This window comes from Lysobacter olei (assembly GCF_054777355.1).
Genome location: NZ_BAAHAT010000001.1, coordinates 328,770 through 354,257 on the forward strand (window position 1 = coordinate 328,770; position 25,488 = coordinate 354,257).

The following is a 25,488-nucleotide window of genomic DNA, read 5'->3' on the forward strand; positions in this document are numbered from 1 at the left end:
GGCGCTGACCGCACCTGCGGTCTTTGACGGCGGCCGTTCCGACCGAAGCCGGAACGGTGCCCTCAAAAACTTGGACCGGGGTTACCCCCGACCCGAACCGCCCCGCGAACGGAGCGGCATGAAACGCATTACTTCAGGTTCAGCGACGACTGGTCGACGGTGACGCCGGGGCCCATGGTCGAGCTGATCGAGATCTTCTGCAGGTACTGACCCTTCGAGGTCGCCGGCTTGGCCTTGATCAGGTCGGCCAGCAGGGCCTGCAGATTGTCCTTCAGCGAGGCGTCTTCGAACGAGGCCTTGCCGATGGTGCAGTGGATGATGCCGGCCTTGTCGGTGCGGTAACGGACCTGGCCGCCCTTGGCGTTCTTCACCGCTTCACCCGGGTTCGGGGACACGGTGCCGACCTTCGGGTTCGGCATCAGGCCGCGCGGACCGAGGACGGTGCCGAGCTTGCCGACGACGCGCATGGCGTCCGGGGTCGCGATGACCACGTCGTAGTTCAGGTCGCCGGCCTGCATCTTCTCGGCCAGGTCGTCCATGCCGACGGCCTCGGCGCCAGCGGCCAGGGCTTCGTCAGCCTTGGCACCGGCCGGGGCGAACACCGCCACGCGCACCGACTTGCCGGTACCGGCCGGCAGCACGGTCGAACCGCGGACCTGCTGGTCGGACTTCTTGGCGTCCACGCCCAGGCGCACGGCAACGTCGACGGACTCGACGAACTTGGCCTTGGTGGCGGTCTTGATGATCTTGATCGCGTCCTCGAAGGCGTACGACTTGCCCGGGACAACAGCGGCCTTGATGGCCTTTTCGCGCTTGGTCATTGCCATGTCTTAGCCCTCCACCACCAGACCCATGCTGCGGGCCGAACCCGCAATCGTCTTCACCGCCGCTTCCAGGTCAGCCGCCGTCAGGTCGGCTTCCTTCTGCTGGGCGATGGCTTCGAGCTGGGCGCGGGTGACCTTGCCCACCTTCTCGGTGTTCGGGCGCTTGGAGCCGGAGGTGATGCCGGCAGCCTTCTTCAGCAGCACCGTGGCCGGGGTCGACTTGGTGACGAAGGTGAAGGTACGGTCCGAGTAGGCCGTGATGATGACCGGGGTCGGCAGACCCGGCTCGAGCTTGGAGGTCGCAGCGTTGAACGCCTTGCAGAACTCCATGATGTTCAGGCCACGCTGACCCAGGGCCGGACCGACCGGCGGCGACGGGTTGGCCTGACCGGCCTTGACCTGCAACTTGATGTAACCGACTACTTTCTTAGCCATTTTTCTGTCTCCGGGTGCAAACGCCTTGACGTCAGGCTCCCCATCGCGTCGGGAAAATCACGTGTCCCGACATTCACGTTTTGCTCGCGCGAACGGCCGCCTGACGGCGGCCGAAACTTCCGTGGCGGCTTGCCACGGGGAGCGAGCCGCACACTATATCAGGGTTTCACCGCCGCTGCAGGGCACTGCCGGGCAGCGGGATGGCGAGGGAGCGGTCCAGCACCCAACAACGTGCAGCAAGGGGCTGGCCGAAACAATGCCGCCGGCCGGAGCCGGGGCATCTGGAGATCAGGCCTTCTCGACCTGGCCGAACTCCAGCTCGACCGGGGTCGAACGGCCGAAGATCAGCACAGCCACGCGCAGGCGGCTCTTCTCGTAGTTGATCTCTTCGACCACGCCGTTGAAGTCGTTGAACGGACCATCGATGACCCGGACCATCTCGCCTGGCTCGAACAGGACCTTCGGGCGCGGCTTCTCGACGCCTTCCTGAACACGGTTCAGGATGGTCGCGGCCTCGTGGTCGGCGATCGGCAGCGGCTTGTCGGCGGTGCCACCGATGAAGCCCAACACCTTCGGGGTTTCCTTGATCAGGTGCCAGCTTTCGCTGTCCATGCGCGGGATGCCCGCCTCGTCATGGGTAGCGATCTGCACCAACACGTAACCCGGGAAGAACTTGCGCTCGGAACGGCGCTTCTGGCCGGAGCGCATCTCCACCACTTCTTCAGTCGGGACCAATACGTCACCGAACTTGTCCTGCATGTCGGCGCGCACGATACGGTCACGCAGCGCCTGGGCTACCGACTTCTCGAAGCCGGAATAGGCGTGGACCACGTACCAGCGCTTGTTGCCTTCGTTCGTCACGTCGCTCATCTCCTCAGCGCCCCAGCAACCACTTGACCGCCCACTGGATGACCACGTCGAAACCGGCCAGGATCAGGCTCAGCACGGCGACGGCGATCATGACCACCCACGTGGTCTGCAGGGCTTCCTGGCGGGTGGGCCACACGACCTTGCGCAGTTCGAACTTCGATTCCGAAAGGAACTCGCGGGTCTGAATACCCTTGGCGGTCAGCATGAACACGCCGATACCGGCCAGAAGGCCGACCACCACGAGCAGCGCACGGAGGCTGCCCGCCCAGTCGCTGAACCAGCTGTAGCCAAAGAGGCCGCCGGCGGCCAACAGGATCGCGACGACATACTTGACGATGTCGCCGGCATTGGCGGAATTGGGTTGTTGGACGTTGCTGTTCATCCGACTCGTCGCACGCCCGCCTTGGCGGGCGCGTTGTCTTGAGGGAAGTCCAGCCACGGGGGCCGGGCTCTTGCGGACAGGCCCGCTACCAGGTGGCACGCCAGGAGGGACTCGAACCCCCAACCTGCGGTTTTGGAGACCGCTGCTCTGCCAATTGAGCTACTGGCGTATTGACTGGTTCCGAAAACGGCAACGGCGGCTACCGCCGCCATCGCCCTTTCCTGCTTCCCCGGCGATATCCGACCCGACAGGGTCGGATGATCGGCGGGAGTTAACTCGACAGCAACGCTGCCGTGTCAACCGCTCTTACTTGAGGATCTTGGCGACGACGCCGGCGCCGACGGTGCGGCCGCCTTCGCGGATCGCGAAGCGCAGACCTTCGTCCATTGCCACCGGGTTGATCAGGGTGACGACCATCTTGATGTTGTCACCCGGCATCACCATCTCCACGCCTTCCGGCAGCTCGACCGCACCGGTGATGTCGGTGGTGCGGAAGTAGAACTGCGGACGGTAGCCCTTGAAGAACGGGGTGTGACGGCCGCCTTCGTCCTTCGACAGCACGTACACCTCGGCTTCGAAGGTCGTGTGCGGGGTGATCGAACCCGGCTTGGCCAGCACCTGGCCACGCTCCACGTCGTCACGCTTGGTGCCGCGCAGCAGCAGACCGGCGTTGTCGCCTGCCTGGCCCTGGTCCAGCAGCTTGCGGAACATCTCGACGCCGGTGACGGTCGTCTTCTGGGTCGGACGGATACCGACGATTTCGATTTCGTCACCGACCTTGATGATGCCGCGCTCGATACGGCCGGTCACCACGGTGCCGCGGCCCGAGATCGAGAACACGTCTTCCACCGGCATCAGGAACGGCTTGTCGACGTCACGCTGCGGCTCCGGAATGAACGTGTCCAGCGCCTCCACCAGCTTCAGGATCGACGGCACGCCAATCTCCGACTGGTCGCCTTCCAGCGCCAGACGGGCCGAACCGTGGATGATCGGGGTGTCGTCGCCCGGGAAGTCGTACTTGCTCAGCAGCTCGCGCACTTCCATCTCGACCAGCTCGAGCAGCTCGGCGTCGTCCACCATGTCGGCCTTGTTCAGGTACACGACGATGTACGGCACGCCGACCTGACGCGACAGCAGGATGTGCTCGCGGGTCTGCGGCATCGGGCCGTCAGCGGCCGAGCACACCAGGATCGCGCCGTCCATCTGGGCGGCACCGGTGATCATGTTCTTCACGTAGTCGGCGTGACCCGGGCAGTCCACGTGCGCGTAGTGACGGGTCGGGCTTTCGTACTCGACGTGCGCCGTCGAGATCGTGATGCCGCGCGCCTTCTCTTCCGGCGCCGCGTCGATCGCGTCGTACGCCTTGAACTCACCGCCGAAACGCTCCGCGCCCACCTTGGTCAGCGCCGCGGTCAGCGTGGTCTTGCCGTGGTCAACGTGACCGATGGTGCCCACGTTCACGTGCGGCTTGGTGCGCTCGAACTTACCCTTGGCCATGGCTGCTTCTCAATGGTTGTGCGGATGCGTTTGAAAGGATGGTGCTCACGAAAGGAATCGAACCTTCGACCTCCTCCTTACCAAGGAGGTGCTCTACCGACTGAGCTACGTGAGCACGTTGTACAAGCGGGTCAAACTGTCGCGGCAATCAATGGTGGAGCGGGAGACGGGAATCGAACCCGCGCTAGTAGCTTGGAAGGCTACAGTTCTACCATTGAACTACTCCCGCGCCGGACTGACCTGCTTGGGTACTGCGCCGTTGGCTGGTAAGGCCACCGGTTTACTGCGATCTCCGCCAGGTCACTTGAACCGGGTGAAGCTGGTGGAGGGAGGTGGATTCGAACCACCGAAGGCGTAAGCCAGCAGATTTACAGTCTGCCCCCGTTGGCCGCTTGGGTATCCCTCCGAAGAGCCCGCAATTCTGGCGATGTTGAACCCGGAAGTCAACGCCTGAATGGCGAAAATTTTCGTTCTCAGCCCGCGCGGCGGGACAGACCGACAATTCTAACGCGAATCCTCGCTTCCTGCCGAGCGATCCGGGCCTCAGACGTTGAAACGGAAGTGCAGCACATCGCCTTCCTGCACCCGGTATTCCTTGCCTTCCAAGCGCATGCGACCGGCTTCGCGCGCGCCGGCCTCGCCCTTGTACTTGAGGAAATCGTCATAGCCGATGGTCTCGGCGCGGATGAAGCCCTTCTCGAAGTCGGTGTGGATGACCGCGGCGGCCTGCGGCGCGGTGGCGCCTGCCCTGACAGTCCAGGCGCGAACTTCCTTGACGCCAGCGGTGAAGTAGGTCTGCAGGCCGAGCAGCTTGTAGGCGGCACGGATGACCCGGTTAAGGCCTGGCTCGTCGAGACCGAGATCGGCCAGAAAAGCGTCGCGATCCTCGTCTTCCAACTGGCTCATTTCTTCTTCGATCGCGGCGCACACGGCCACGACCTCGGCGCCCTCGGTGACGGCGCGGGCGCGCACGGCCTCCAGATGTGGGTTGTTGTCGAAGCCGTCCTCGAGCACGTTGGCGATGTACAGCACCGGCTTGAGCGTCAGCAGGAACAGGTCGCGCAGCAGCGCCTTGTCCTCGTCGGACAGACCCAGCGAGCGGGCCGCCTTGCCGGCGTCCAGGCCGGCGCGGACGCGGGCCAGCACTTCGACGCGGGCCTTGGCGTCCTTGTCGCCGGTCTTTGCCGAGCGCTCGGCGCGCTGCAGGGCCTTCTCCACCGAATCGAGGTCGGCCAGGGCCAACTCGGTGTCGATGGTGTCGATGTCGGCGATCGGATCGACCTTGTTGTTGACGTGGATGACGTCGTCGTTCTCGAAGCAGCGCACGACGTGGGTGATGGCATCCACTTCGCGGATGTGAGCGAGGAACTTGTTGCCCAGGCCTTCGCCGCTCGCGGCACCCGCGACCAGGCCCGCGATGTCGACGAACTCGACCGCGGTGGGGATCACGCGCTCGGGCTTGACGATCTCGGCCAGCGCGTTAAGACGAGGATCCGGCACCGGCACCACGCCGACGTTGGGTTCGATGGTGCAGAACGGGAAGTTGGCGGCCGCGATGCCGGCCTTGGTCAGGGCGTTGAAGAGGGTCGACTTGCCAACGTTAGGCAAACCGACAATGCCGCACTTGATACCCATGACGCGTGTTCTCGCTCTGTTGTGGGCCGGCGGGGCCGGACCCGGAATGTGCGCCTGCCCGGTGGCAGGCCCGATGTTGCGAATGGCCGCCTCGGGCGGCCCCTTGTTGTGTATGGCCGCTTCCGGCCGCCAAGCGGTGGGGTGGCGCAAGCGCCCTGCCCCGCCGAGGTCAGGCGCGGGCGGTGTGCAGCCGTTTCATGGCCTCGTTGAAGTCGCCAGCCATGGCCAGCGGCAGGACGTCGATGGCGTCGTCGATGGCGCGCAGGATGGCTGCTTCGTCAGCCTGCCCCGGGCGGCCCAGCACCCACGGGGTGACCTTGTCCTTGTGGCCGGGGTGGCCGATGCCGACGCGCAGGCGGTGGAACTTGCCGTGCCCGAGCAGGCGGATGGTGTCGCGCAGACCGTTCTGGCCGCCGTGGCCGCCGTCGAACTTGAGGCGGGCGGTACCGGGCGGCAGGTCGAGTTCGTCGTGCGCCAGCAGCGCCTCTTCAGGCTCGATCTTCCAGTAGCGCAGCGCGGCGGTGACCGACTTGCCGGACAGGTTCATGAACGTCGCGGGCTTGAGCAGCCAGACGTTCTGGCCGGCGATCTCGACCTTGGCGGTTTCGCCGAACAGCTTGGGTTCCAGGCCGAAGCGGCCGCCAAGTTTTTCCGCAAGGGCGTCAACAAACCAGAACCCGGCGTTGTGCCGGGTCCGGGTGTGCTCGGGTCCGGGATTGCCCAGCCCGACGATGAGGCGCAAGCCTGCCATGCGTCATTCGCACGCGGCCCCGGCCCGGAAACCGGCCGGGGCACGGGAGTGCGATTACTCCGCGGCGCCTTCGGCGCCTTCGGCCTCGACGCGGCCCGGCTTGGCGATCACGACAGCGACGTCGTGTTCCTTGCCCAGCTTCAGTTCCGGCAGCTCGACGCCCTTCGGCAGCTTGATCTGCGACAGGTGGATCACGTCGCCCGACTTCAGCGCGCCCAGGTCAACTTCGATGAACTCCGGCAGGTCCTTCGGCAGGCAGCTGACGGTGACTTCGTTGAGCTCGTGGGTGATGACCACGTCGGCAGCCTTGCCGGCCGGCGAGCTGTCCTGGTTCAGGAAGTGCAGCGGAACCGCGGCCTTCAGGGCCTGGCTGGCGTCCACGCGCTGGAAGTCCAGGTGCATGATGATCTGCTTGTACGGGTGGCGCTGCATGTCACGCAGCAGCACGCTCTCGACCTTGCCGTCGATGTCCAGGTTCAGGATCGAGGAGTAGAACCACTCGTTCTGCTGGGCGAGCCAGATCTTTTCGTGGTCGAGCTGGATGGCCTGCGGCGCGGACTTGCCGCCGTAGACGATGGCCGGGATCGAAGCGGCGTGACGCAGGCGGCGGCTCGCACCCTTCCCCTCGACAGCGCGGCTCGTGGCCTTGATGGTGTGTTCGGACATTTCAGTGTCTCACTTTGCTTGCAATGGCCCCGCCTTGCGGCGGGAAGGAACGCTCATCCGCGACCAGATGAGCGGGTTGCGGTCCCGGCCGAAGCCGTGAGACCGCGGGTTCTGTTGCCGCTGGCGTCAGTCGACGTACAGCGAGCTCACCGACTCGCCGAAGGCGACGCGGCGGATGGTTTCGGCCAGCAACTCGGCGACGCTGAGCTGGCGGATCTTGCTGCAGGCCTTGGCCGCGTCGGACAGCCTGATGGTGTCGGTCACCACCAGCTCGTCCAGCTGCGACTTCGTCACGTTGTCGAGGGCGGCGCCCGACAGCACCGGATGGGTGCAGTAGGCGGCAACCTTGCGCGCGCCACGCTCCTTGAGGGCGTTGGCGGCGGCGCACAGAGTGCCGGCGGTATCGACGATGTCGTCCACCAGCACGCAGGTCTTGCCTTCGACGTCACCGATGATGTTCATCACCGTGGCGACGTTGGCGCGCGGACGGCGCTTGTCGATGATGGCCAGGTCGGCGTCATCCAGGCGCTTGGCGATGGCACGGGCGCGAACCACGCCGCCCACGTCCGGCGAGACGACCACCATGTTGTCGGTGCCGTGCGCGCGCCAGATGTCGGCCAGCAGCAGCGGCGAGGCGTACACGTTGTCGACCGGCAGGTCGAAGAAGCCCTGGATCTGGTCAGCGTGCAGGTCTACGGTCAGGACGCGGTCGGTGCCCACCGCGCCGAACATCTTGGCGGCGACCTTGGCGGTGATCGGCACGCGCGACGAGCGCGGTCGGCGGTCCTGGCGGGCATAACCGAAGTACGGGACCACGGCGGTGACGCTGGAGGCCGAGGCGCGCTTGAGCGCGTCCACCAGCACCAGCAGCTCCATGAAATTCTCGGCGGTCGGCGCGTTGGTCGGCTGGATGACGAACACTTCCTGCCGGCGCACATTCTCTTCGATCTCGACCTGGACTTCGCCATCGGAGAACCGGCTGACCAGCGCCTTGCCCGGGCGCACGCCCAGCTCACGGCAGACGGCATCGGCAAGCGGGCGATTGGCGTTGCCGCTGAACACCAGCAGATTGCGATCGGACTGCACGGGGAGAACTCCAGCGAGGGCGGGCGTGGGGTAGCGCAAATGGCAGGGGCGGTAGGATTCGAACCTACGGATGCCAGGATCAAAACCTGGTGCCTTGGGCCTCTTGGCGACGCCCCTGCAGTAACTTGTTCAGCACATGGCTTCGAGCGCGGCGTGCAGCGGTGAACGCGCAGCGCCCGCAGCCACCCAGGCCTGCAGGCCCGAGGGCAGCGCCGCCAGCGCCGCCTCGGCCGATTCGCGGGAGGCGAATTCGACGAAGACCACGCTGCCGGACCCGGTCAAGTGCGGCGTGCCGACGTGCGACAGGACCTGGAACACGGCATCAACCGCCGGTTCACGCCCGCGCAGCACCGGCTCGAATGCATTCCCGAGCGGTACACCCGAAACGAAGTCCGATATTGTCGCGGGCGCAGCATTGCGCGTCAAATCAGGCGACTGGAAAAGTGCCGCGGTGGGGGCGTGCACGCCGGGGGCGACCAGCAGGTACCACGCGGGCGGCAGCGCAATGGGACTCAGTTGCTCACCCACGCCTTCGGCCCAGGCATTCTCACCACGAACGAAGACGGGGACATCCGCCCCCAGGCTGAGCCCCAGTGCAGCCAGCCGGCCGACGTCCAGATCCAGTCCCCAGAGGCGATTCAGTGCGACCAGCACGGTGGCCGCGTCCGACGATCCGCCGCCCAGTCCGCCGCCGGCGGGAATGCGCTTTTCGATGACGATGTCGACACCTAGCGCACAATTAGCCTCACGTTGAAGCAACTTTGCCGCGCGCACAGTGAGATCGGCGGCCTCTTCCACGCCTTCGACCGAGCCGCCATGTCGCATCACTCGACCGTCGTCCCGGACGCGCAGGCGTAGCGTGTCACCCCAGTCGAGGATCCGGAACACGCTCTGCAGCAGGTGATACCCGTCCGCGCGACGTCCCACGATGCGCAGGAACAGGTTCAGCTTGGCGGGGGCCGGCCAGGACGACCACCCCTCCGCGCCCCGCGCCTCATTAGCGTCGCCGGTCGGGATCTGGCCGGAATCGACCGAGGAATGGGCGTCCGCTGCGCCGGAACGACCTTGGGTCATCGCCCAGCCACGCCGTCGGCCCCGCCCCACTGGCCGACGATCAGGCGCACGCGAGCTTCGCCGCGGCGGGCGTCGATCCGGGCCGGCAGGGCATCGGTCGCGGCCGACTCCGGCCATGTGTAGGCAATGTCCCAGCCGGCCTGCGCGATCCGGGCCGGCCGCAGGTCGGGGCCGAACTGGATGACCGCTGCGCCCGCCGCCGGCGAGCGCAACCCACGCACCCAGTGGCCCAGAGACGTAACGGGAATGTCCCAGCCGGTGGCCTCACGCAGCAGCAGCGCCGCATCCGGCCCGGTGCGCGGTCCGCCGTCGAGGCCTTCCAAGCGTGCCAGGCCAGTGGCGCCGTCGACACTGAGTTGCCAGCTCTGTCGGGTGACCGGGGCGCTGAGCGAGACCCGGTAGCCGGCTTGTTCCTGGTTCCAGTCGATGCGGCCACTGCCGCCGTTGCCGCCATTGGAAACGGCAATGCGGCCGGCGAGCGACCAACCCGCCTGACCGCCCAAATCGGCTTCGCGGGCGGACTGCCGCTGTTCCGCGGCGGCCTGCTGCTCGGACGTGAGGACCGCGGTGGTCGGGACGCTCGCGCAACCGGCCAACAGGGTCAGGACCAAGGCGGTGACCGCGGCGCGCGCGGCGAAGGGGGAAGCAAACGTCATGCGCCAACATTCTCCAGTGCGCGCTTCAGGGAGCGGTTATCGGGGTCGAGCTTGCGCGCTTCGTCGAAGTACTTGCGCGCCTCGTCGGTCTTCCCCAGTTTCCACAGGACTTCGCCCAGGTGCGCGGCGATCTCCGGATCCTTCTGCAGGGTGTAGGCGCGGCGGAGTTCGACCAGCGCGTCCTGCAGGCGACCCAGGCGGTAGAGGACCCACCCGTAACTGTCGATGATGGCGGCGTTGTCCGGCTCGGCGGTTCGGGCGCGGTCGATCAGTTCGAGGGCTTCCTGGTAGCGGTCGGTCCGGTCGGCCAGGGTGTATCCCAAGGCGTTGAGCGCCGCCACGCTGTCGGGTTCGACGACGAGAATCTTGCGGAAGTCGGCCTCGGCGCGGGCAATGTCATCGCGCCGCTCCCAGCCCAACGCGCGGGCGTAGAGGATGTCCAGATCGTCCGGGAAGGCGGCCAGGCCGCGGGCAAAGGCATCCAGTTCGCCCGCGTCGTTGCGGTCCTTTGCGAGCAATGACGCCTCGAGCATGTAGGCGTCGCGCCTCGCCTCATCCGGCGCCGCACCGTCGGCCTGCAGGTCACGCAGCGCCTTGTAGGCCTCCGCGCCTCGCCCGACCTCGTGCAGCACGTTGGCGATGCGCAGACGCGCCAGCCAACGCAGCGGGCCGCTGGGCACGCCCCCGTACCAATCGATGGCCTGCGGGTGACGGTCAAGGAACTCGGCGATCTGGCCGAGCAGCAAACGGCGCTGCGGATCCGGCCGGGAGGCCCCGCGCGCGAGTTCGTCGTAAAGCCGGCCCAGCCCCTCCTTGTCCTCCGCGCGGGCAAGCAGCGATGCGCGATGGGCGTAGGTCTCGTCGTCCTGCGGGCCGACAGCCAGGATGGCTTCGGCGCGCTGCGGGTCACCCAACTGGGCGTATTCCTGCGCGAGCGCCAGGCGCAGGGCCGCATCCGAGCCGGCGTGATCGGCGACGGCATCCAGTGCGGCCTTCGCCTCGTCAGTCTTGCCGGCCTCACGCAACTGGCTGGCCCTCAGCAGGGCGACGCGGGGTTCGCCGGGAAAGCGCTTTACGACTTCACCGACAATGCGCTCGGCCAGCCGGGGCTGTTCGAGACGCTGCGCCAGGCCGCCAAATGCCAGCCACGCCTGCAGCTCATTGGGCAACAGCTTGCGGTCAAGGATATGGGTGAGCAGGCGCGCGGACTGACCAGGCTCGCCCGCGCCTCCGCCCAGCACGGACAGTGCGTGGCGCCAGCCCTCCTGGTCGCCGCTGCGAAGCAACGTGGTCAAGTGCTTGCGGGCGACCCGCTCCTGCCCTTTGCGCAAAGCCAAGGTGGCCTCGGCGGCTGTCAGGCCATGGCCGGAGCCCCCCAGTCGGCGCCAGAGCGCCAAGCCTTCGGACGCACGCGCATCGTCCTTGGCGAGCAGCGCGATGCGCGTGGCGCGCTCGGCCAGCGCCACGTCCTGGGCGGTGCGGGCCGCGTCCAGGTACCAGCGCGCGGCTTCCTCCAGCTTGCCCGACTGCAGCGCGAACTCACCGGCCATCAGCGGCTCGACGGCTTCGCCGACCGGGTCGGTGGTGGGCTTGGAAGCGGGCGGCGCCGCATGCAGTGCCCCGGCCAGGCTGAGCGCGGCGAGAACGGCAACGGCAGTGGAACGCACGGTAACGGGCATGGAAGGGGTTCGGGCCGGTAGAATGGCGGCCCACGGTAGCCAGCAGCTTATCGCAAGCACCTGAACGGAATTCCATGACCCTGTTCGTCCTTGGCCTGAACCACCAGACCGCGCCGGTGAGCCTGCGCGAACAGGTGTCGTTTGCCGGCGACGGGGTGGCTTCGGCACTGAAGGCATTGCGGGAGCTGCCGACGGTGCGCGAAGTGGCCCTGCTGTCGACCTGCAACCGGACCGAGCTGTACGCGGTGACCGATGACGACGGGGTGGCCCTGGCCGACTGGTTGTCGACACACGGCACCGGCAATGCCGACCTGGACGCCTACTTGTACCGCCACCGCGACTCCGAAGCGGTGCGCCACCTCTTCCGCGTGGCCACGGGACTGGATTCGCTGGTGCTGGGCGAACCGCAGATCCTGGGCCAGGTGAAGGATGCCTGGGCGGCTGCGCGGGAAGCCGGCAGCCTGGGCACGCAATTGGACCGCCTGTTCCAGCAGGCGTTCACCACGGCCAAGCGCGCGCGCACCGACACCCGCATCGGCGCCAACCCGGTGTCGGTGGCGTCGGCGGCCGTGCGACTGGCGCAGGAATCGTTCGCGCGGATCGAGGAGTCCACGGTGCTGCTGATTGGCGCCGGAGAAACCATCGAACTGGCCGCACGGCACCTGATGCAGGCCAAGCCCAAGCGCCTGCTGGTGGCCAACCGGACCCTCGCCCACGCGCAGGAACTCGCCAGCCGGCATGGGGGCGTTGCGATGCCGCTGACCGAACTGGAGCGGCACCTGGCCGAGGCCGACGTGGTGTTCTCCGCCACCGCCGCGCGCGACCCGATCCTGCACAAGGCACACGTGGCAGCAGCGCTGGCGGCGCGCAAGCACCGGCCGATGCTGCTGCTGGACCTGGCCGTCCCGCGGGACATCGCGGCGGACGTGGCCGAACTGCGCGACGCATTCCTGTACACGGTCGACGACCTGGAGCGCGCGATCGAGGACAACCGCCGAGGCCGCCGCGAAGCCGCCGCCGAGGCCGAGGCCATCGTCGACCTGCAAGTGGCGCGCTTTGTCGAGGCGATGGCCGCGAGGACCCGCACGGCGCCCCTGAAGCGCCTGCGCGCGCATGGCGAAGCGGCCAAAGCCGAAGTCCTGGAGAAGGCGCGTCAGCAATTGGCTTCCGGCCAGGACCCGTCGGAGGTGCTGGACTTCCTTGCGCACACGCTGACCAACCGCCTGCTGCATGCGCCGACGATCGCCTTGCGCGAAGCCGCGCTGACCGGCAACCACGAACTGGCCCGGGCCGCGGATCGGATGTTCCCGGCAGCTTCCCCCTCTCCCGACCCCGGATTGACCCCGCCCGATGACGCCGACCCTGCGCCGTAAGCTCGAAGCACTCGCCGAGCGGCGCGAGGAACTGGAACGCATGCTGGCCGACCCGGCGGTGATCGGCGATGCGGCGCAATTCCGACGGCTCTCGCGTGAGTTTGCGCAGTTGGAGCCGGTGGCCACGGCACTGGCCGCGGAGGCACAGGCCCAGCGCGACCTGGAGGCGGCACGGGCGATGCGCCAAGACCCGGCGCTGCGCGACGACGCCGCCATGCGCGAGTTGGCCGACGACGAGATCGCCAGCGCCACTGCACGACTGGAAACGCTGGACGCGGAGTTGATGGCCCACCTGATTCCGCGCGATCCGCGCGATGACGGCGACATCTACCTCGAAGTCCGCGCCGGGACCGGCGGCGACGAGGCGGCCATCTTCGCTGGCGACCTGTTCCGCATGTATTCACGCTACGCCGAACGCCAGGGCTGGCGCGTCGAAGTCGAATCGGCCAATCCCGGCGAGCATGGCGGATTCAAGGAAGTCATTGCGCTGGTGCAAGGCTCGGGTGCGTATTCAAAATTGAAGTTCGAATCCGGCACCCACCGCGTGCAGCGCGTGCCGGAAACCGAATCGCAAGGCCGCATCCACACTTCGGCGGCGACGGTGGCGATCATTCCGGTCGAACCGGCGGGCGAACCGATCGAACTCAATCCCGCCGACCTGAAGGTGGACACGTTCCGTTCTTCCGGCGCGGGCGGCCAGCACGTGAACAAGACCGACTCGGCCATCCGCATCACCCACCTGCCGACCGGCGTGGTGGTGGAAAGCCAGACCGAGCGCAGCCAGCACGCGAACCGCGACAAGGCGATGAAGCGCCTGAGCGCGATGCTGGCCGAGGCGCAGGCCGCCAAGGCGGCCGCGGCGGTGGCGGAAACCCGCAAGTTGCAGGTGGGCAGCGGCGACCGCAGCCAGCGCATCCGCACCTACAACTACCCGCAGGGCCGCATCACCGACCATCGGGTGGAGGGGCTGACGCTGTACGACCTGCCCAACGTGCTGGCCGGAGACCTCGATTCGCTGGTCGGACGGCTGCAACAGGAACACCACGCCGACGAACTGGCGCGGTTGACGGCCAGCGCATGACGGTGACCGGCCGCGACCCTCTGGGCGCCGCACGACGGGCGGTGGAACGCGAGCCGGGCAGTCCCATCGCCTGGATTCTGTTGGCGGAAGAGGCCCTGAACGCCGGCGACGCCAATACCGGCGAGCAGGCCGTCCAACGGGCGTTGGTGCTGGCGCCGGGCCACCCCGAGGCATTGGCGCGGCTGGGACGCGCGCAATGGATGCAACGCCGCTTCAACGAAGCCGCGCTTAGCCTTCGGGCAGCCGCCGCGGCCGCCCCCCTGCACGCGGGCATCGCGCTCTGGCTGGCGCATGTGCTGGAGGACACGGGCGAGGCGGAAGCGGCCGCCGAGGCCTATACCCGCGCGCACACGCTGGCCCCTGAGCAGCCGCAACTGGCCGCCTACCGGCTGGCCTGGCAGCGCAAGCTGTGCGACTGGCGCGACCTGGCGGCGCTGTCGGCGCAGGTACGTGTGGCCGTGCAATCGGGTAGCGCAGCCGTGGAGCCGTTCGCCTTCCTAAGTGAGGATGCCGGCCCGGATGAACAACTGCGGTGCGCCCAGTTGCGCGCCGCTGCGTTGGCGCGCTCAATCGTGCCTTTCCCGCCGGCGCCTGCCGTGGCGCCCGGTAGCCCGGTACGCCTGGGACTGTTATCGAACGGTTTCGGCGCACACCCGACCGGACTGTTGACGGTGGCGATGCTTGAGGCATTGCGCGACGTGCCGGGCATCGAAGTACACCTGTTCGCGTTGAACGCCGACGACGGCAGCTCGGTGCAGGCGCGCCTGAAGGCGGCCGCGCACGGTTGGCACGAGGTGAACGCGCTTGCGCACGCGCGCGTGGCCTCGCGAATCCGCACCGCGGGCATCGACGCGCTGGTCGACCTGCGGGGCTGGGGCGGGGGCGGCGCCCCCGAGGTACTCGCGATGCGTCCAGCGCCCGTGCAAGTCAACTGGCTCGCCTACCCGGGGACCAGCGGCGCGCCATGGATCGATTATGTGTTGGCCGACCCCTTTGTCCTGCCCGATGCATTGACCGCGCATTTCAGCGAGCACGTCGTGCGGTTGCCGCGTTGTTTCCAGCCCTCTGACAGCCTTCGGACCATCCCAACCCCGCCGAGCCGGGAGGCTTGCGGATTGCCGCCCGGCAGTGTGGTCTTCTGTTGCTTCAACAACAGCTACAAGCTCAATCCACGCAGCGTGGATCGCGCGCTGAAGGTGTTGAAAGGCGTTCCGGACAGCGTGCTGTGGCTGCTGTCGGGGCCGGGGCATGCCGATGCGCGGCTCCGTGCGCACGCCGCCGAACGGGGCGTCGTGCCGGAACGGCTGGTGTTCATGCGCAAGCAGCCGCATCCCGAGTACTTGGCGCGGTTGCGGCATGCCGACCTGTTCCTCGACACCCACCCGTACAACGCGCACACCACCGCGTCCGATGCGCTGTGGGCGGGTTGCCCGGTGCTCACCACCCCGGGAGACACGTTTGCCGCGCGCGTGGCGGGCAGCCTGAACCACCACCTTGGCGTGCCCGCGCTGAACGTGGCGGACGATGCGGCATTTGTTGACACGGCGATCGCGCTGGGCAACGCCCCCGGGCAACTCGCCGCGTTGCGGGCCACCGTGGCGGAGCGGCGACAGACCTCCAGCCTGTTCGACATGCGCGGCTTCGCGGTCGACTTCGCTGCCGCCGTGCGTTGGATGGCGGACCGGCATCGCCAGGGACTGCCACCCCAGGCGCACGATTTCACCTGACCCAGCCGCAATCGCTGGACGGCCCCCGCCCCTGTCGGGTTAGGCTGCACCGGTGCCAGGACGGAGTCTGCCGATGCCCCTTGCCACCACCCTGCGCCTGCTGGCGCTTGCGCGCGGCCTGAATGCCACCGACATCGCCACCGCGATCCCACGCGCCGGCGTGGAAACCGTCAGCGCGTGGTTGCGTGGCGAGATGGCCCCTGGCCGCGACCAGTTGGATGCCCTCGCCCGCACATTCGGCGTGCCGGTGGGTGCATTGCTGTCGGAATTGGCCAGCACGCTCGACCCGGCGCGATCCCCCGGGGAACACGAACTCCTCGCTGCTTACCGTTCGCTTGGCACGAAGCAACAGGGCGCACTGCTGGAGGTCGCCTGCGCGATGGCGGGCAGCGTTCGCCGCCGCCCGCGCGCGGCCAAGGCATCGGCGCCGAAAGCGGCCTCATCCAAGGCCGCGCCGCGCGCCTCGGGTTCTTCAGGCAAGGCAAGCCCGCGCGCATGAGTGGTCTCAAGCGCAAGGACTATGAAGCCGCGCTGGAGCCGATGAAGCTGGAGCTGGTGGCGATGGCCCGCTGGGTGCAACACACCGGCCAGCGCCTGGTGGTTCTGTTCGAGGGGCGCGATACCGCCGGCAAGGGCGGTGCGATCAACGCCATTGCCGACACGCTCAACCCGCGCCAGTGCCGGATCGTGGCGTTGCCCAAGCCCAGCGAACGCGAAACCACGCAGTGGTATTTCCAGCGTTATGCGGCGCACCTGCCATCGGCGGGCGAGATCACTCTGTTTGACCGCAGCTGGTACAACCGCGCGGGCGTGGAACAGGTGATGGGCTATGCGACGCCATCGCAGGTCAAGTCATTCCTCAAGCAGGCGCCGATCTTCGAGCAACTGCTGGTGGACGATGGCATCGTGCTCTTCAAATACTGGCTGACCTGCGACCAGATCCAGCAGGAAGAGCGGTTTGCCGAGCGATTGGAAAACCCCCTCAAGCGCTGGAAGTTGTCGCCCATCGACCTGCAGGCGCGTGAACGCTATGCCGAATACACGCGCGCCCGGGAAGCGATGCTCAAGGCGACGCACACCACGCATGCGCCATGGACGCTGGTGGATTTCAACGACCAGCGCCGGGGTCGGCTGACGCTGGTTCGCGACTTGCTGGACAGGTTGCCTGACACGCGGGTGCCATCGGACGGCATCTCACTGCCGCCGCTGGACCGGAAGCCCTTGAAGGAACGATGCAGCGTGCTGAAACCACTGGCACCCTACCCGCTGGACTGAGCGCACCGCCGAAACGCTCTGGCCAAGGCGATGGCCCGACCCGCCGGCGCGTACGCGACACAACCGACGGATATGCAGGGTTTGGTGGTCAGCCGGCCTTGGGCCCACCTGCCTTTTCAATCGCCACCTCGATACTGCGGGCGGTGACCGGTCCCAACACCTTCTCAACGACCTTGCCATCGGGCCCGATGAGATAGGTCATGGGCAGGCCACGCGGCGTATCGAAGTCCTTGGGCGGATTGAACGTGTCCACGATCGCGATCGGATACACGACCGGGTGTTCCTTCAGGAACGCCTGCATCGCGCTGACATCGATTTCCTCGTAGGCAAGGCCGATGACCTCGATGTGCTCATGCATCGCGTCAAGCGCCGACAGCTCGGGCATCTCCTTCAGGCACGGACCGCACCAGGTGGCCCAGAAGTTGACCACGACCCATTTGCCGCGGCGCGCGGCCAGATCGTATTCGCCGCCATCGATCAGCGGCAGTTTCAGCTCGGGCACGATCACGGCCGCGTCGCCGCCAGCGCTGGCCGCATCCACGGCCGGTTCCGGGGTCTTTGACTGGGGCGCGTCAGCCTGCGTCCCCGTGGGCGGGGTCGGCGCGGGGGCCGGGGCCTGCGGGCGTTGACCGCAGGCCGACAGCAAGCACAGGGACGCGGCGAAAGCCGCAGTGCGAACATGCATCATCGTTCATTCCTTGTTTTCAGCGTGGATCGAGGCCACGCGCCGTTTCAAAAGTTCGCGCAAAGGCATGCGCAGTTCGTCCATTGCCGCCACGGCCGAGCGCCCCAGTGCGTCGTCGCGGCACGGGAGATGGGCCTCGGCGATGGGAATCCGCAACTGGCAGGCCTCGTAAAGCTCCGCCAGCGTCAGCTCATCCAGGTCGCGCGCGAGCAGCCATTCACCGTCCTCGGCGCGGCGGACAACCTTGATGTCGTGGAGCTGGCCGAGCATCTCCTGCACGAGACTGTCGGTCAGCAGGGGCTCCAACTGCTGGATGGTATCGCTGTGCAGCCCGCGCCCTTGCACCCGCGATTCCTGGAAGCGAGCGAGCAGGCGCAGCAGCCCGTACATTTCGTAACCCAGCGGCAACCGCATCGCCGCCGGCTGGTAGCGGAAGGCCGATACCGAGGACGCAAGCGATGCCCCAAGCAGGATCGAAACCCATCCCAGGTAGATCCACAGCAGGAAGATCGGCACGAAGGCCAGCGTGCCGTAGATCTTCGAGTAGGTCGCGAAGCTGCCGAAATACAGGCCCATTACGGCTTTCACCGTTTCCAGCAACAGCATGGCCAGTAGTGCACCGGCGAGCGCGTGCCGCCATTTAACGGTCCGGTGGGGCACCACGCGGTAGATCGCAGTGAAGGCCAGCAATTCGATGACCATCGGGGCCAGCTGCAGCAGCCCGTTTTCCAGCACGTGCCCCGCATCGGTCTTGAACACCTCCATGGCGAAGAAGCGCGCCGATATCGCAAGGCTGGCCGCGGCCATGAGCGCGCCCAGTGTGAGCACGGTCCAATACACCAGGAAGCGGCCCAGTCGCGGCCGTGCCGCATGCACACGCCAGATGCGGTTGAAGGTGGTCTCCACGCCATTGAGCGTGATCAGCAAGGAGATCACCAGCGCGATCACACCCGCTGCGGTGAGCTGCCCGACATTGCTGGAGAGCTGCTTGAGGTACTTCTCGACCGAACGCGCCGAGGACGGCACGAAGTTGGAGAAGATGTAGTCGCTGAGCCGGTCGCTCCAGTCGGAGAACGCCGGGAAGGCCGACAGCACCCCGAACACCACCATCGACAGTGGCACCAGGGCGAACACCGTGGTGAACGACAGTGCGCCCGCCGCCTGGAACAGGTTGTCGTCCAGGAAGCGCCGGGCGAGGAAACGGAAGAACGTCCCGACGCGCGCTCGGTCGCGCACGCGCTCGCTCCAGCGATTGAGGGTGTCCAATGGCTCCATTGGCCGCAGGGTAACCGATGGGCACCGCCAGCGGCATCGCCTATGCTTCACGCTGGTGCTGCCCGGCAGCAATGAGGACGCGATGATCGAAATCCTGGTGCTGTACTACAGCCGCGGCGGCTCGGTGGCCAAGCTAGCGCGCCAGATCGCGCGCGGCATCGGCGAAGTCGATGGCGTAAGCGCCCGGTTGCGCTCCGTCCCTCCGGTGGCGGCGATCACCCAGACCACTGCCCCACCCGTGCCCGACGAAGGTGCGCCGTACGTGGAAGCCCGGGACCTGGTGGAATGCGCGGGCCTCGCCTTGGGCAGCCCCACCCGCTTTGGCAACATGGCCGCGCCACTCAAGCACTGGATGGATGGGCTCGGCAGCGAGTGGGCCAGCGGCACGCTGGTCGGCAAGCCGGCCGCCGTGTTCACCTCCACCGCCACCCAGCACGGCGGCCAGGAGAGCACGTTGCTGTCGATGATGCTGCCGCTACTGCACCACGGCTGCCTGATCACCGGCATTCCCTATACCGAACCGGTCCTGAGCACCACGCGCGGCGGCGGCACGCCCTACGGCGCCAGCCATGTGGCCGGGGTGGAGGATGACCCACGGATCACGGATGACGAAGCCGTGCTGGCGCGCGCGCTGGGTCGCCGTTTGGCGGAAACCACGGCGAGGCTGGCCCGATGAATCATCCTTCCTTGCTGCGTACGCGCGCCCGCGGCGTGCTGCTGGTGTCATTGACCGCGCTTGCGGCCCTGTATGCCGCCTGGTTCGCCGGTGACGCGGACCCATGGGCCGAGTGGCTGGTATTCGCCCTGCCTCCCGCATTGCTGGCGCTTGGGGTGTGGCAGCGCCGCCGCACCGCCGGGTTCTGGGCGGCGGTGCTCGCGCTGTTCTGGTTCAGTCATGGGGTCATGGTGGCCTGGAGCCGCCCGCCCGAGCGTGGCTTCGCGCTGGCGGCGGTGTTCCTGGCGGTAGTGGTGGTGTTCGCGGCCAGCCTGCCCGGTCTGCAGGCGCGCTTTGCGGGCAAGCGCAAGGCCTGAAGGGCCGGCCGTTGCCGGCGGGGTACCCGACGCGTCCGCACGGCGGCGCGCTTCGAGCCGGCAGCGCGAGGGGACTATAATTGCGCCCCCGAACCTGAAAGACCCTGCGCGATGGACCAGCTCTGCATCGTCACCACCGGCGGCACGATCGACAAGATCTACTTCGACGACAAGTCGGACTACCAGGTCGGCGAGCCGCAGATCGGCCACATCCTGGACGAGCTGGGCGTGGCGTTCCGCTACAGCGTGATCCCGATCATCCGTAAGGACTCGCTGCACATCACCGACGAAGACCGCGAGCTGATCCGCGCCGCCATTGCCGCGCAAGAAGCCCGCCACGTGCTGGTCACCCACGGCACCGACAGCATGGTCGCCACGGCCAAGGTGCTGTCCAGCATCAAGGACAAGACCATCGTGCTGACGGGCGCCCTCAACCCGGCGCGTTTCCGCGGCTCGGATGCGGAGTTCAACATCGGCACGGCAGTGGGCGCGGTGCAGTCCCTGCCGCCCGGCGTGTACATCGCGATGAACGGCCGCATCTGGGACCCGGCGAAGGTGCGCAAGAACGTCGAAGCCAATCGTTTCGAATCAGCTGACTGAGGCCAAGCCTCCGACGCCTGGCAAGCCATCATGGCCAATAGAAAAGCCCCGGGAATGACCCCGGGGCTTTTTTGTTTGCCTCTATCCCGAAACGGCGATCAGAAGTTGATGCTCCAGCTGTTGATATAGCCGGTGTCACCACCAGCATTATCGTTGACGCGGAGCTTCCAGGTGCCGTTGAGGGCCTCGCTGGTCAGGTTGAACGTCACGGTCTTGATGACGTTGTCGGTGCTGCTGCCGGTGCGGTTGTGGATGTTGTAGAGCGTGCCATCCGGCGCGACCAGGTCCACCTTCAGGTCGCCCTGGTAGGTGTGGCGAACGTCCACCGACACCGAGGCGTCGGACGGGCCATTGCCGCTACGGCCGGACACGGTGATCGGGCTGTCCACGGTGGCGTTGTCGGCCACCGTGTAGTCCGCGGTGTTGCTGTAGGTCTGGCGGCTGCCACCACCACCGGTGGCGTAGTCACCCACCAGGCTGACGCCCGAGAACGCCGAGTACGCCTTGACGTTGACGTAGTACTTGCCGGCCGACGGCGCCGCGAAGGTGCAGGTCTCGGCGTTGCCGGTCTTGTACGGACGGCAGTCGTACACGCTGTCGGTCGGCTCGGCGCCGAACTTGACGTACATGTCGGCGTCACCGGTACCGCCGGACATCGTGAAGGTCAGGTTGGTCGCGCCGGCCGGCACGTCCATTGTGTATTTCACGTAGGCGCCGGCCGAAGCCGACAGTCCGGTAGCCGCCACGCCCTTGGTCAGGGTATTGCCGGTAGGCGGCGGCGTGGTGCCGTTGGCAGCGGCGACTACGGCCTGGGCATTGAGGATGCCGGGGCCAATCGGCTGCGACGGCGTGGACGGGAACGCAGTCACGTTGCCCTTGATCAGCGCCTCAACTTCGGCCGGAGTCTTCGGCGTGGTCGCCGCTGCCTGGAGCAGGGCTACGACGCCGGCCACGTGCGGGGTCGCCATCGAGGTGCCGTTGTACGAAGCGTACGACTCGGTAGACGGCGAGGTGGTGCCCGAATTCAGCGTCGACATGATGCTGGAACCCGGCGCGGCGATATCAATCAGCGAGCCGTAGTTGGAGAAGCTCGAGCGCGCACCGGTGCTGGTGATCGACGCCACCGCGATGACGTTGTTGCAGTTGGCCGGGGAGGCGTTCGACACATTGGTGTTGTCGTTGCCGGCGGCGATGACCAGCGTGGTGCCGCGGCCGACCGCGCTGTTGATCGCGTTCTGGGTGGTGGTGCCGCACGCGCCCGAACCGCCGAGGCTCAGGTTGATCACTTCGGCCGGGTTGGCATTGGCCGGCACGCCGCTCACGGTTCCGCCCGAGGCCCAGATGATGGCGTCGGCGATGTCGGAGTCGTAGCCGCCGCAGGTGCCCAGCACGCGCACCGGTACGACCTTGGCGCTGTAGGCGGTGCCGGCCACACCCTTGGCATTGTTGGTCACGGCCGCAATCGTGCCGGCCACGTGGGTGCCGTGCCAGCTGGAGTTCTGCGCCGAATGAGTGCCACCGCACTGGTTCGCGGTCACCCAGTCACCCGGGTCGCTGGCGTCGCTGTCACGGCCATTGCCGTCGTTCGACACCGCGGTATCGATGATGAAGTCGTAGCCGGGCAGGACGTTGGCGTTGAGGTCGCTGTGGTTGGTGATGCCGGTGTCCAGCACGGCGACGACCGCGCCCGAACCGCTGGTCACGTCCCACGCTTGCTGGGCCTTGATGCCGTAGGTGCCGTTGAAGCCCCACTGCTGCGAGTAGTTGGTGTCGTTGGGGACGAAGGTCGGCTTGTTGATCTTATCGACCTCGACGTATTCGACGTTCGGGTCAGCCGCAATCTGACGCATCAGCGTCTCGGCCTCCACGCGGTCCAGCTTGCGGCTGGCACGCACGACTTCGGCGCCGGTGGCAATGCGGCGCACGTGGTTCAGTCCCACGCCCTTGCCTGCCCCGGCGGCCGCCGCGTGCAGGGAGCGCTGCATTTCCGAGGGATTGGCGCGCTGGGCGCTGCCATCACGGTACTTCACGATGAAGCGGTCGGTCGGCTGGCCGGCCTGAAGGCCGCTCAGGTCCATGCGGCCGGCGGCATGCGCCGGTACCAGGATGGACGACGACAGAACGAGCGCCGTGGCAGCCGCAAGCACGTGCACGCGGACAGGACGCGAAACTGACTTGGTCATTACGTTTAACCCCGAAGTTGAAGTGAAAGCGCCGCGAATCCTGCACGGCGACGACAGTGGCGCCGCGGCCACCGGTCGACACCAAAGCCAGCGGCCCTGGGTCTATCGGGTGAACGGACGGGAGCGGCCAACTCCCCCCCTGGGGTTGACCGGATTGGGACGCTACACACGTTTTTGGGGCGGCTCACGCTGCACCCGCAGCAAATTTCACGGGTTCGACCCCAATTCGGGACACGCCCGGCCCTTTGGGCGACCAGCAGGCTGTGCGGGCGCAAAAAAAGGGGCCCCAGCCAAAGCCGGGGCCCCTGGATCGTCCTGATCCGGAAATGCTCAATCCTTCGAGAGGGGGGTGGATCACAAGGATCCACGCACACGGAGCCTTACATCAGAAGTTGATGCTCCAGCTGTTGATGTAGCCGGTGTCACCCGTGCCGTTGTCATTGACACGCAGCTTCCAGGTGCCGTTGAGCGCTTCGCTGGCCAGGTTGACCGTGACCGTCTTGATCACGTTGTCGGTGGCGTTGCCGGTACGGTTGTGGATGTTGTACAGCGTGCCATCCGGCGCCACGAGGTCGACCTTCAGGTCGCCCTGGTAGGTGTGGCGGATGTCCACCGTCACCGACGCATCCGACGGGCCGTAACCACTGCGGCCGGACACCGTGATCGGGCTGTCCACGGTGACGTTGTCGGCGACGGTATAGTCCGCGGAGTTGGTGTACGTCTGACGGGTTCCGCCACCACCGGTGCCGACGGTGTAGTCGCCGAGCAGGCTGACCCCAGAGAACGCCGAGTAAGCCTTCAGGCGCACGTAGTAGGTGCCAGCCGACGGCGCGGCGAAGGTGCAGCTTTCGGCATTGCCAGTCTTGTACGGGCGGCAGTCGTACGAGCTGTCGGTCGCCGGGGCACCGAACTTGACGTACATGTCGGCATCGCCCGTACCACCGGACATGGTGATGGCCAAGTTGGACGCCCCCGTCGGCACCACCAGCGTGTAGACCAGTTCGGCGCCAGTCGCGGCCGACAGGTTGGTGGCGGCCACGCCCTTGGTCAACGTACCACCGCCACCACCACCACCGGTGACAGAGTCCACGGCAGCCCTGGCATTGACGATGCCGTTGCCGATCGCGCGGTCGATGCTGGTCGGGAAGGGACGGAGCGTGCTCTTCAGCTTGCTCTCGACCTGCGCCGGCGTCAGCGTGCCGCCGGCCTTGGCCTGCATCAGCGCGGCGACGCCCGCCACGTGCGGCGCGGCCATCGAGGTGCCCGACATCGAGCTGTAGCCCTCGGTGCTCGGCGTGGTGGTGCCCGCGTTGACCGTCGAGTAGATGGTCGAGCCCGGGGCCGCCACGTCAATGAGGGTGCCGTAGTTGGAGAAGCTGGAGCGGGCGCCGGTGCGCGTGGTCGAGGCCACCGCGATCACGTTGTTGCAGTTGCCGGGGCGGTAGCCCACGGTATCGGCGTTGTCGTTGCCGGCCGCCACCACGACGGTGGTGCCGCGGCTGACGGCGCCGTCGATGGCGGCCTGATAGGTGCTGCCGCAGGTGCCGCCACCGCCGAGGCTCATGTTGATGACTTCTGCCGGGTTGGCGTTCGCCGGCACGCCGGACACGCTGCCACCGGACGCCCAGATGATGGCGTCGGCGATGTCGGACAGGCTACCGCCGCACTTGCCCAGCACGCGCACCGGAACGACCTTGGCGCCATACGCCACGCCGGCAACGCCCTTGGCGTTGTTGGTCACCGCCGCAACGGTGCCGGTCACGTGCGAGCCATGCCAGCTCGAGTTGGAGGAATAGGTCGCACCGCACTCGCCCGCGGCAAACCAGTCGCCCTGGTCGGCCGGGTTGCTGTCGCGGCCGTTGCCGTCGCGGGAGGTGGTGGTGTTGGTGATGAAATCGTAGCCGGGCAGGATGTTGGCGTTGAGGTCGCTGTGGTTGGTGATGCCGGTGTCAATCACCGCCACGACCACGCCGTTTCCGTTGGTCACGTCCCAGGCCTGGTCGGCCTTGATGCCACCGGTGGCCTCGAAGTAATGCCACTGGTTGCTGGTGTAGTAGGTGTCGTTCGGGGACAGGGTCGGCTTCATGATGGCGTCGACCTCGACGTACTCGACGTTCGGGTCGGCGGCGATCTGGCGCATCAGGCTCTCCGCCTCGACGCGGTCCAGCTTGCGGTTGGCCGTGACGACGTCGGCCCCGATGGCCAGACGACGCTGGTGGGTCAACCCCAGGGCCTTGCCGCTCACGCCGGTCGCAACCGCGCGACCGAATGCGGCCTTGGCCCGGTTCACGTCGGCGCGCTCCGCGCTGCCGGACTTGTAGCGAACGATGAACTGGTCGGCGGCGCCATCGGCCAGGCCCGACAGATTGACCTCACCGGCAAAGGCGGCCGGTGCGGCCAGCGCAAGCAGGGTTGCGACGGCCAGGGTGGAACGGCGTGCGGAGAAATGCTTAGGGTCCACTGCTGAAAAGTCCTCTGGTGATTCTGGGTAGGCAGGCACGCGGTGCCTGAATTTGTACGTCCGATGTACACACGACAGTGGGGGCGTCGCGCGTTCCGTTTCCCGAAGGCGGGATCCGCCCAACGGCCGGGACCGTCGGGCCGTCCGCCGGGTGGTGAACCAGCGGACACGTCATTGGTAGGCCAGGAGGCGGAGCGCGAACCTCTGGGAAAGGATCAAATTCTTCTCAAAATCGGATCTT

The 25,488-nt window shown here is 67.1% G+C and carries 24 protein-coding genes, 5 tRNA genes and 2 pseudogenes; 8 read left to right on the forward strand and 23 right to left on the reverse strand.

The features are described 5' to 3' along the window. Positions 1–128: 128 nt before the first annotated feature. From rplA to ACYVBS_RS01745, 17 genes are all read right to left on the reverse strand, one after another. Entirely contained in the window at positions 129–827 is a 699-nt protein-coding gene (gene rplA, locus ACYVBS_RS01665; protein ID WP_460821366.1) for a 50S ribosomal protein L1, read from the reverse strand. 3 nt (positions 828–830) lie between these two features. Then, entirely contained in the window at positions 831–1,259 is a 429-nt protein-coding gene (gene rplK, locus ACYVBS_RS01670) for a 50S ribosomal protein L11 (RefSeq protein WP_036140052.1), read from the reverse strand. 288 nt (positions 1,260–1,547) lie between these two features. Further along, on the reverse strand, positions 1,548–2,129 hold the full coding sequence (gene nusG / locus ACYVBS_RS01675; protein WP_144817160.1) for a transcription termination/antitermination protein NusG: 582 nt from the start codon (positions 2,127–2,129) through the stop codon (positions 1,548–1,550). 4 nt (positions 2,130–2,133) lie between these two features. Continuing rightward, a complete protein-coding gene (secE, locus tag ACYVBS_RS01680; RefSeq protein ID WP_460821368.1) occupies positions 2,134–2,511 on the reverse strand; it encodes a preprotein translocase subunit SecE in 378 nt (125 codons plus the stop codon). Positions 2,512–2,604: 93 nt separating this feature from the next. Then, positions 2,605–2,680, reverse strand: a tRNA-Trp gene (locus ACYVBS_RS01685). 137 nt (positions 2,681–2,817) lie between these two features. After that, on the reverse strand, positions 2,818–4,008 hold the full coding sequence (tuf, locus tag ACYVBS_RS01690) for an elongation factor Tu (RefSeq protein ID WP_460821358.1): 1,191 nt from the start codon (positions 4,006–4,008) through the stop codon (positions 2,818–2,820). Between the two features lie 39 nt (positions 4,009–4,047). Then, positions 4,048–4,123, reverse strand: a tRNA-Thr gene (locus tag ACYVBS_RS01695). Positions 4,124–4,163: 40 nt separating this feature from the next. Continuing rightward, positions 4,164–4,237: transfer RNA gene (locus tag ACYVBS_RS01700), tRNA-Gly, on the reverse strand. Between the two features lie 91 nt (positions 4,238–4,328). Next, positions 4,329–4,414: transfer RNA gene (locus tag ACYVBS_RS01705), tRNA-Tyr, on the reverse strand. A gap of 137 nt (positions 4,415–4,551) precedes the next feature. Next, positions 4,552–5,643, reverse strand: coding sequence for a redox-regulated ATPase YchF (ychF, locus tag ACYVBS_RS01710; protein ID WP_460821369.1), 1,092 nt, complete (start codon positions 5,641–5,643; stop codon positions 4,552–4,554). A 169-nt stretch (positions 5,644–5,812) separates the two neighbouring features. Then, the gene (pth, locus tag ACYVBS_RS01715) at positions 5,813–6,394 is read right to left on the reverse strand and encodes an aminoacyl-tRNA hydrolase (protein ID WP_460821370.1); all 582 of its coding nucleotides are present in this window, start codon (positions 6,392–6,394) and stop codon (positions 5,813–5,815) included. Between the two features lie 54 nt (positions 6,395–6,448). Next, a complete protein-coding gene (locus ACYVBS_RS01720) occupies positions 6,449–7,060 on the reverse strand; it encodes a 50S ribosomal protein L25/general stress protein Ctc (protein WP_460821372.1) in 612 nt (203 codons plus the stop codon). A gap of 126 nt (positions 7,061–7,186) precedes the next feature. Further along, the gene (locus tag ACYVBS_RS01725) at positions 7,187–8,146 is read right to left on the reverse strand and encodes a ribose-phosphate diphosphokinase (RefSeq protein ID WP_460821373.1); all 960 of its coding nucleotides are present in this window, start codon (positions 8,144–8,146) and stop codon (positions 7,187–7,189) included. Positions 8,147–8,186: 40 nt separating this feature from the next. Beyond that, positions 8,187–8,263: transfer RNA gene (locus ACYVBS_RS01730), tRNA-Gln, on the reverse strand. 12 nt (positions 8,264–8,275) lie between these two features. Continuing rightward, the gene (ispE, locus tag ACYVBS_RS01735) at positions 8,276–9,220 is read right to left on the reverse strand and encodes a 4-(cytidine 5'-diphospho)-2-C-methyl-D-erythritol kinase (RefSeq protein ID WP_460821374.1); all 945 of its coding nucleotides are present in this window, start codon (positions 9,218–9,220) and stop codon (positions 8,276–8,278) included. Beyond that, positions 9,217–9,876 (reverse strand): lipoprotein insertase outer membrane protein LolB, encoded by a 660-nt coding sequence (gene lolB, locus ACYVBS_RS01740; protein WP_460821375.1) that lies wholly within the window; start codon positions 9,874–9,876, stop codon positions 9,217–9,219. The genes ispE and lolB overlap by 4 nt, the downstream gene beginning before the upstream one ends. Beyond that, positions 9,873–11,555 (reverse strand): tetratricopeptide repeat protein, encoded by a 1,683-nt coding sequence (locus ACYVBS_RS01745; protein ID WP_460821376.1) that lies wholly within the window; start codon positions 11,553–11,555, stop codon positions 9,873–9,875. Before ACYVBS_RS01745 ends, lolB begins: the two co-directional genes overlap by 4 nt. Before the next feature lie 74 nt (positions 11,556–11,629). Here ACYVBS_RS01745 and hemA point away from each other — a divergent pair, with 74 nt between their 5' ends. From hemA to ppk2, 5 genes are all read left to right on the forward strand, one after another. Next, entirely contained in the window at positions 11,630–12,928 is a 1,299-nt protein-coding gene (hemA, locus tag ACYVBS_RS01750; RefSeq protein WP_460821377.1) for a glutamyl-tRNA reductase, read from the forward strand. Further along, positions 12,906–14,009 (forward strand): peptide chain release factor 1, encoded by a 1,104-nt coding sequence (prfA, locus tag ACYVBS_RS01755; RefSeq protein ID WP_460821378.1) that lies wholly within the window; start codon positions 12,906–12,908, stop codon positions 14,007–14,009. The genes hemA and prfA overlap by 23 nt, the downstream gene beginning before the upstream one ends. After that, positions 14,006–15,736: an O-linked N-acetylglucosamine transferase, SPINDLY family protein gene (locus ACYVBS_RS01760; RefSeq protein ID WP_460821380.1), complete on the forward strand. Its 1,731-nt coding sequence runs from the start codon at positions 14,006–14,008 to the stop codon at positions 15,734–15,736. The genes prfA and ACYVBS_RS01760 overlap by 4 nt, the downstream gene beginning before the upstream one ends. 73 nt (positions 15,737–15,809) lie before the next feature. Continuing rightward, positions 15,810–16,235 (forward strand): helix-turn-helix domain-containing protein, encoded by a 426-nt coding sequence (locus tag ACYVBS_RS01765; RefSeq protein ID WP_460821381.1) that lies wholly within the window; start codon positions 15,810–15,812, stop codon positions 16,233–16,235. Beyond that, entirely contained in the window at positions 16,232–17,011 is a 780-nt protein-coding gene (ppk2, locus tag ACYVBS_RS01770) for a polyphosphate kinase 2 (protein WP_460821383.1), read from the forward strand. The genes ACYVBS_RS01765 and ppk2 overlap by 4 nt, the downstream gene beginning before the upstream one ends. 88 nt (positions 17,012–17,099) lie before the next feature. Here ppk2 and ACYVBS_RS01775 read toward each other — a convergent pair whose 3' ends face one another. Continuing rightward, on the reverse strand, positions 17,100–17,696 hold the full coding sequence (locus ACYVBS_RS01775; protein WP_460821384.1) for a TlpA family protein disulfide reductase: 597 nt from the start codon (positions 17,694–17,696) through the stop codon (positions 17,100–17,102). A 6-nt stretch (positions 17,697–17,702) separates the two neighbouring features. Further along, entirely contained in the window at positions 17,703–18,971 is a 1,269-nt protein-coding gene (locus ACYVBS_RS01780; protein WP_460821385.1) for a YihY family inner membrane protein, read from the reverse strand. 82 nt (positions 18,972–19,053) lie between these two features. On the opposite strand from ACYVBS_RS01780, the gene wrbA reads away from it, so the two are divergent. The 3 genes from wrbA to ACYVBS_RS01795 all read left to right on the forward strand — a co-directional run bounded on the left by wrbA (position 19,054) and on the right by ACYVBS_RS01795 (position 20,603). Then, positions 19,054–19,647, forward strand: a complete 594-nt coding sequence (gene wrbA, locus ACYVBS_RS01785; protein WP_460821387.1) for an NAD(P)H:quinone oxidoreductase — start codon at positions 19,054–19,056, stop codon at positions 19,645–19,647. Beyond that, positions 19,644–20,003 carry a DUF2069 domain-containing protein gene (locus ACYVBS_RS01790; protein ID WP_460821388.1) on the forward strand — a complete coding sequence of 120 codons (360 nt, stop codon included), beginning with the start codon at positions 19,644–19,646 and terminating at the stop codon, positions 20,001–20,003. Before wrbA ends, ACYVBS_RS01790 begins: the two co-directional genes overlap by 4 nt. Before the next feature lie 111 nt (positions 20,004–20,114). Beyond that, positions 20,115–20,603, forward strand: a complete 489-nt coding sequence (locus tag ACYVBS_RS01795; RefSeq protein ID WP_460821389.1) for an asparaginase domain-containing protein — start codon at positions 20,115–20,117, stop codon at positions 20,601–20,603. A 98-nt stretch (positions 20,604–20,701) separates the two neighbouring features. Here ACYVBS_RS01795 and ACYVBS_RS01800 read toward each other — a convergent pair whose 3' ends face one another. The 4 genes and pseudogenes from ACYVBS_RS01800 to ACYVBS_RS01815 form a co-directional block, all read right to left on the reverse strand. Beyond that, entirely contained in the window at positions 20,702–21,076 is a 375-nt protein-coding gene (locus ACYVBS_RS01800; RefSeq protein ID WP_460821607.1) for a proprotein convertase P-domain-containing protein, read from the reverse strand. Beyond that, positions 21,065–22,786, reverse strand: a pseudogene (locus tag ACYVBS_RS01805) (S8 family peptidase); the annotation flags it as partial. The pseudogene ACYVBS_RS01805 and the gene ACYVBS_RS01800, both read right to left, overlap by 12 nt. Before the next feature lie 385 nt (positions 22,787–23,171). Further along, complete coding sequence (locus tag ACYVBS_RS01810; protein ID WP_460821608.1) at positions 23,172–23,462, reverse strand: proprotein convertase P-domain-containing protein; 291 nt, start codon at positions 23,460–23,462, stop codon at positions 23,172–23,174. Positions 23,463–23,540: 78 nt separating this feature from the next. Further along, positions 23,541–25,247, reverse strand: a pseudogene (locus ACYVBS_RS01815) (S8 family peptidase); the annotation flags it as partial. Positions 25,248–25,488: the final 241 nt, after the last annotated feature.

Excerpts from the sequence above, each read along its gene's own strand:
- ACYVBS_RS01795 (WP_460821389.1), top strand. The coding sequence starts at position 20,115 with ATGGACCAGCTCTGCATCGTCACCACCGGCGGCACGATCGACAAGATC.
- ppk2 (WP_460821383.1), top strand. The coding sequence starts at position 16,232 with ATGAGTGGTCTCAAGCGCAAGGACTATGAAGCCGCGCTGGAGCCGATG.
- ACYVBS_RS01775 (WP_460821384.1), bottom strand. The coding sequence starts at position 17,696 with ATGCATGTTCGCACTGCGGCTTTCGCCGCGTCCCTGTGCTTGCTGTCG.
- ACYVBS_RS01765 (WP_460821381.1), top strand. The coding sequence starts at position 15,810 with ATGCCCCTTGCCACCACCCTGCGCCTGCTGGCGCTTGCGCGCGGCCTG.
- rplA (WP_460821366.1), bottom strand. The coding sequence starts at position 827 with ATGGCAATGACCAAGCGCGAAAAGGCCATCAAGGCCGCTGTTGTCCCG.
- tuf (WP_460821358.1), bottom strand. The coding sequence starts at position 4,008 with ATGGCCAAGGGTAAGTTCGAGCGCACCAAGCCGCACGTGAACGTGGGC.
- wrbA (WP_460821387.1), top strand. The coding sequence starts at position 19,054 with ATGATCGAAATCCTGGTGCTGTACTACAGCCGCGGCGGCTCGGTGGCC.
- ACYVBS_RS01760 (WP_460821380.1), top strand. The coding sequence starts at position 14,006 with ATGACGGTGACCGGCCGCGACCCTCTGGGCGCCGCACGACGGGCGGTG.
- hemA (WP_460821377.1), top strand. The coding sequence starts at position 11,630 with ATGACCCTGTTCGTCCTTGGCCTGAACCACCAGACCGCGCCGGTGAGC.
- ACYVBS_RS01790 (WP_460821388.1), top strand. The coding sequence starts at position 19,644 with ATGAATCATCCTTCCTTGCTGCGTACGCGCGCCCGCGGCGTGCTGCTG.
- pth (WP_460821370.1), bottom strand. The coding sequence starts at position 6,394 with ATGGCAGGCTTGCGCCTCATCGTCGGGCTGGGCAATCCCGGACCCGAG.
- ispE (WP_460821374.1), bottom strand. The coding sequence starts at position 9,220 with ATGACCCAAGGTCGTTCCGGCGCAGCGGACGCCCATTCCTCGGTCGAT.
- ACYVBS_RS01720 (WP_460821372.1), bottom strand. The coding sequence starts at position 7,060 with ATGTCCGAACACACCATCAAGGCCACGAGCCGCGCTGTCGAGGGGAAG.
- ychF (WP_460821369.1), bottom strand. The coding sequence starts at position 5,643 with ATGGGTATCAAGTGCGGCATTGTCGGTTTGCCTAACGTTGGCAAGTCG.
- rplK (WP_036140052.1), bottom strand. The coding sequence starts at position 1,259 with ATGGCTAAGAAAGTAGTCGGTTACATCAAGTTGCAGGTCAAGGCCGGT.
- lolB (WP_460821375.1), bottom strand. The coding sequence starts at position 9,876 with ATGACGTTTGCTTCCCCCTTCGCCGCGCGCGCCGCGGTCACCGCCTTG.
- ACYVBS_RS01780 (WP_460821385.1), bottom strand. The coding sequence starts at position 18,971 with ATGGAGCCATTGGACACCCTCAATCGCTGGAGCGAGCGCGTGCGCGAC.
- secE (WP_460821368.1), bottom strand. The coding sequence starts at position 2,511 with ATGAACAGCAACGTCCAACAACCCAATTCCGCCAATGCCGGCGACATC.
- nusG (WP_144817160.1), bottom strand. The coding sequence starts at position 2,129 with ATGAGCGACGTGACGAACGAAGGCAACAAGCGCTGGTACGTGGTCCAC.
- ACYVBS_RS01745 (WP_460821376.1), bottom strand. The coding sequence starts at position 11,555 with ATGCCCGTTACCGTGCGTTCCACTGCCGTTGCCGTTCTCGCCGCGCTC.
- prfA (WP_460821378.1), top strand. The coding sequence starts at position 12,906 with ATGACGCCGACCCTGCGCCGTAAGCTCGAAGCACTCGCCGAGCGGCGC.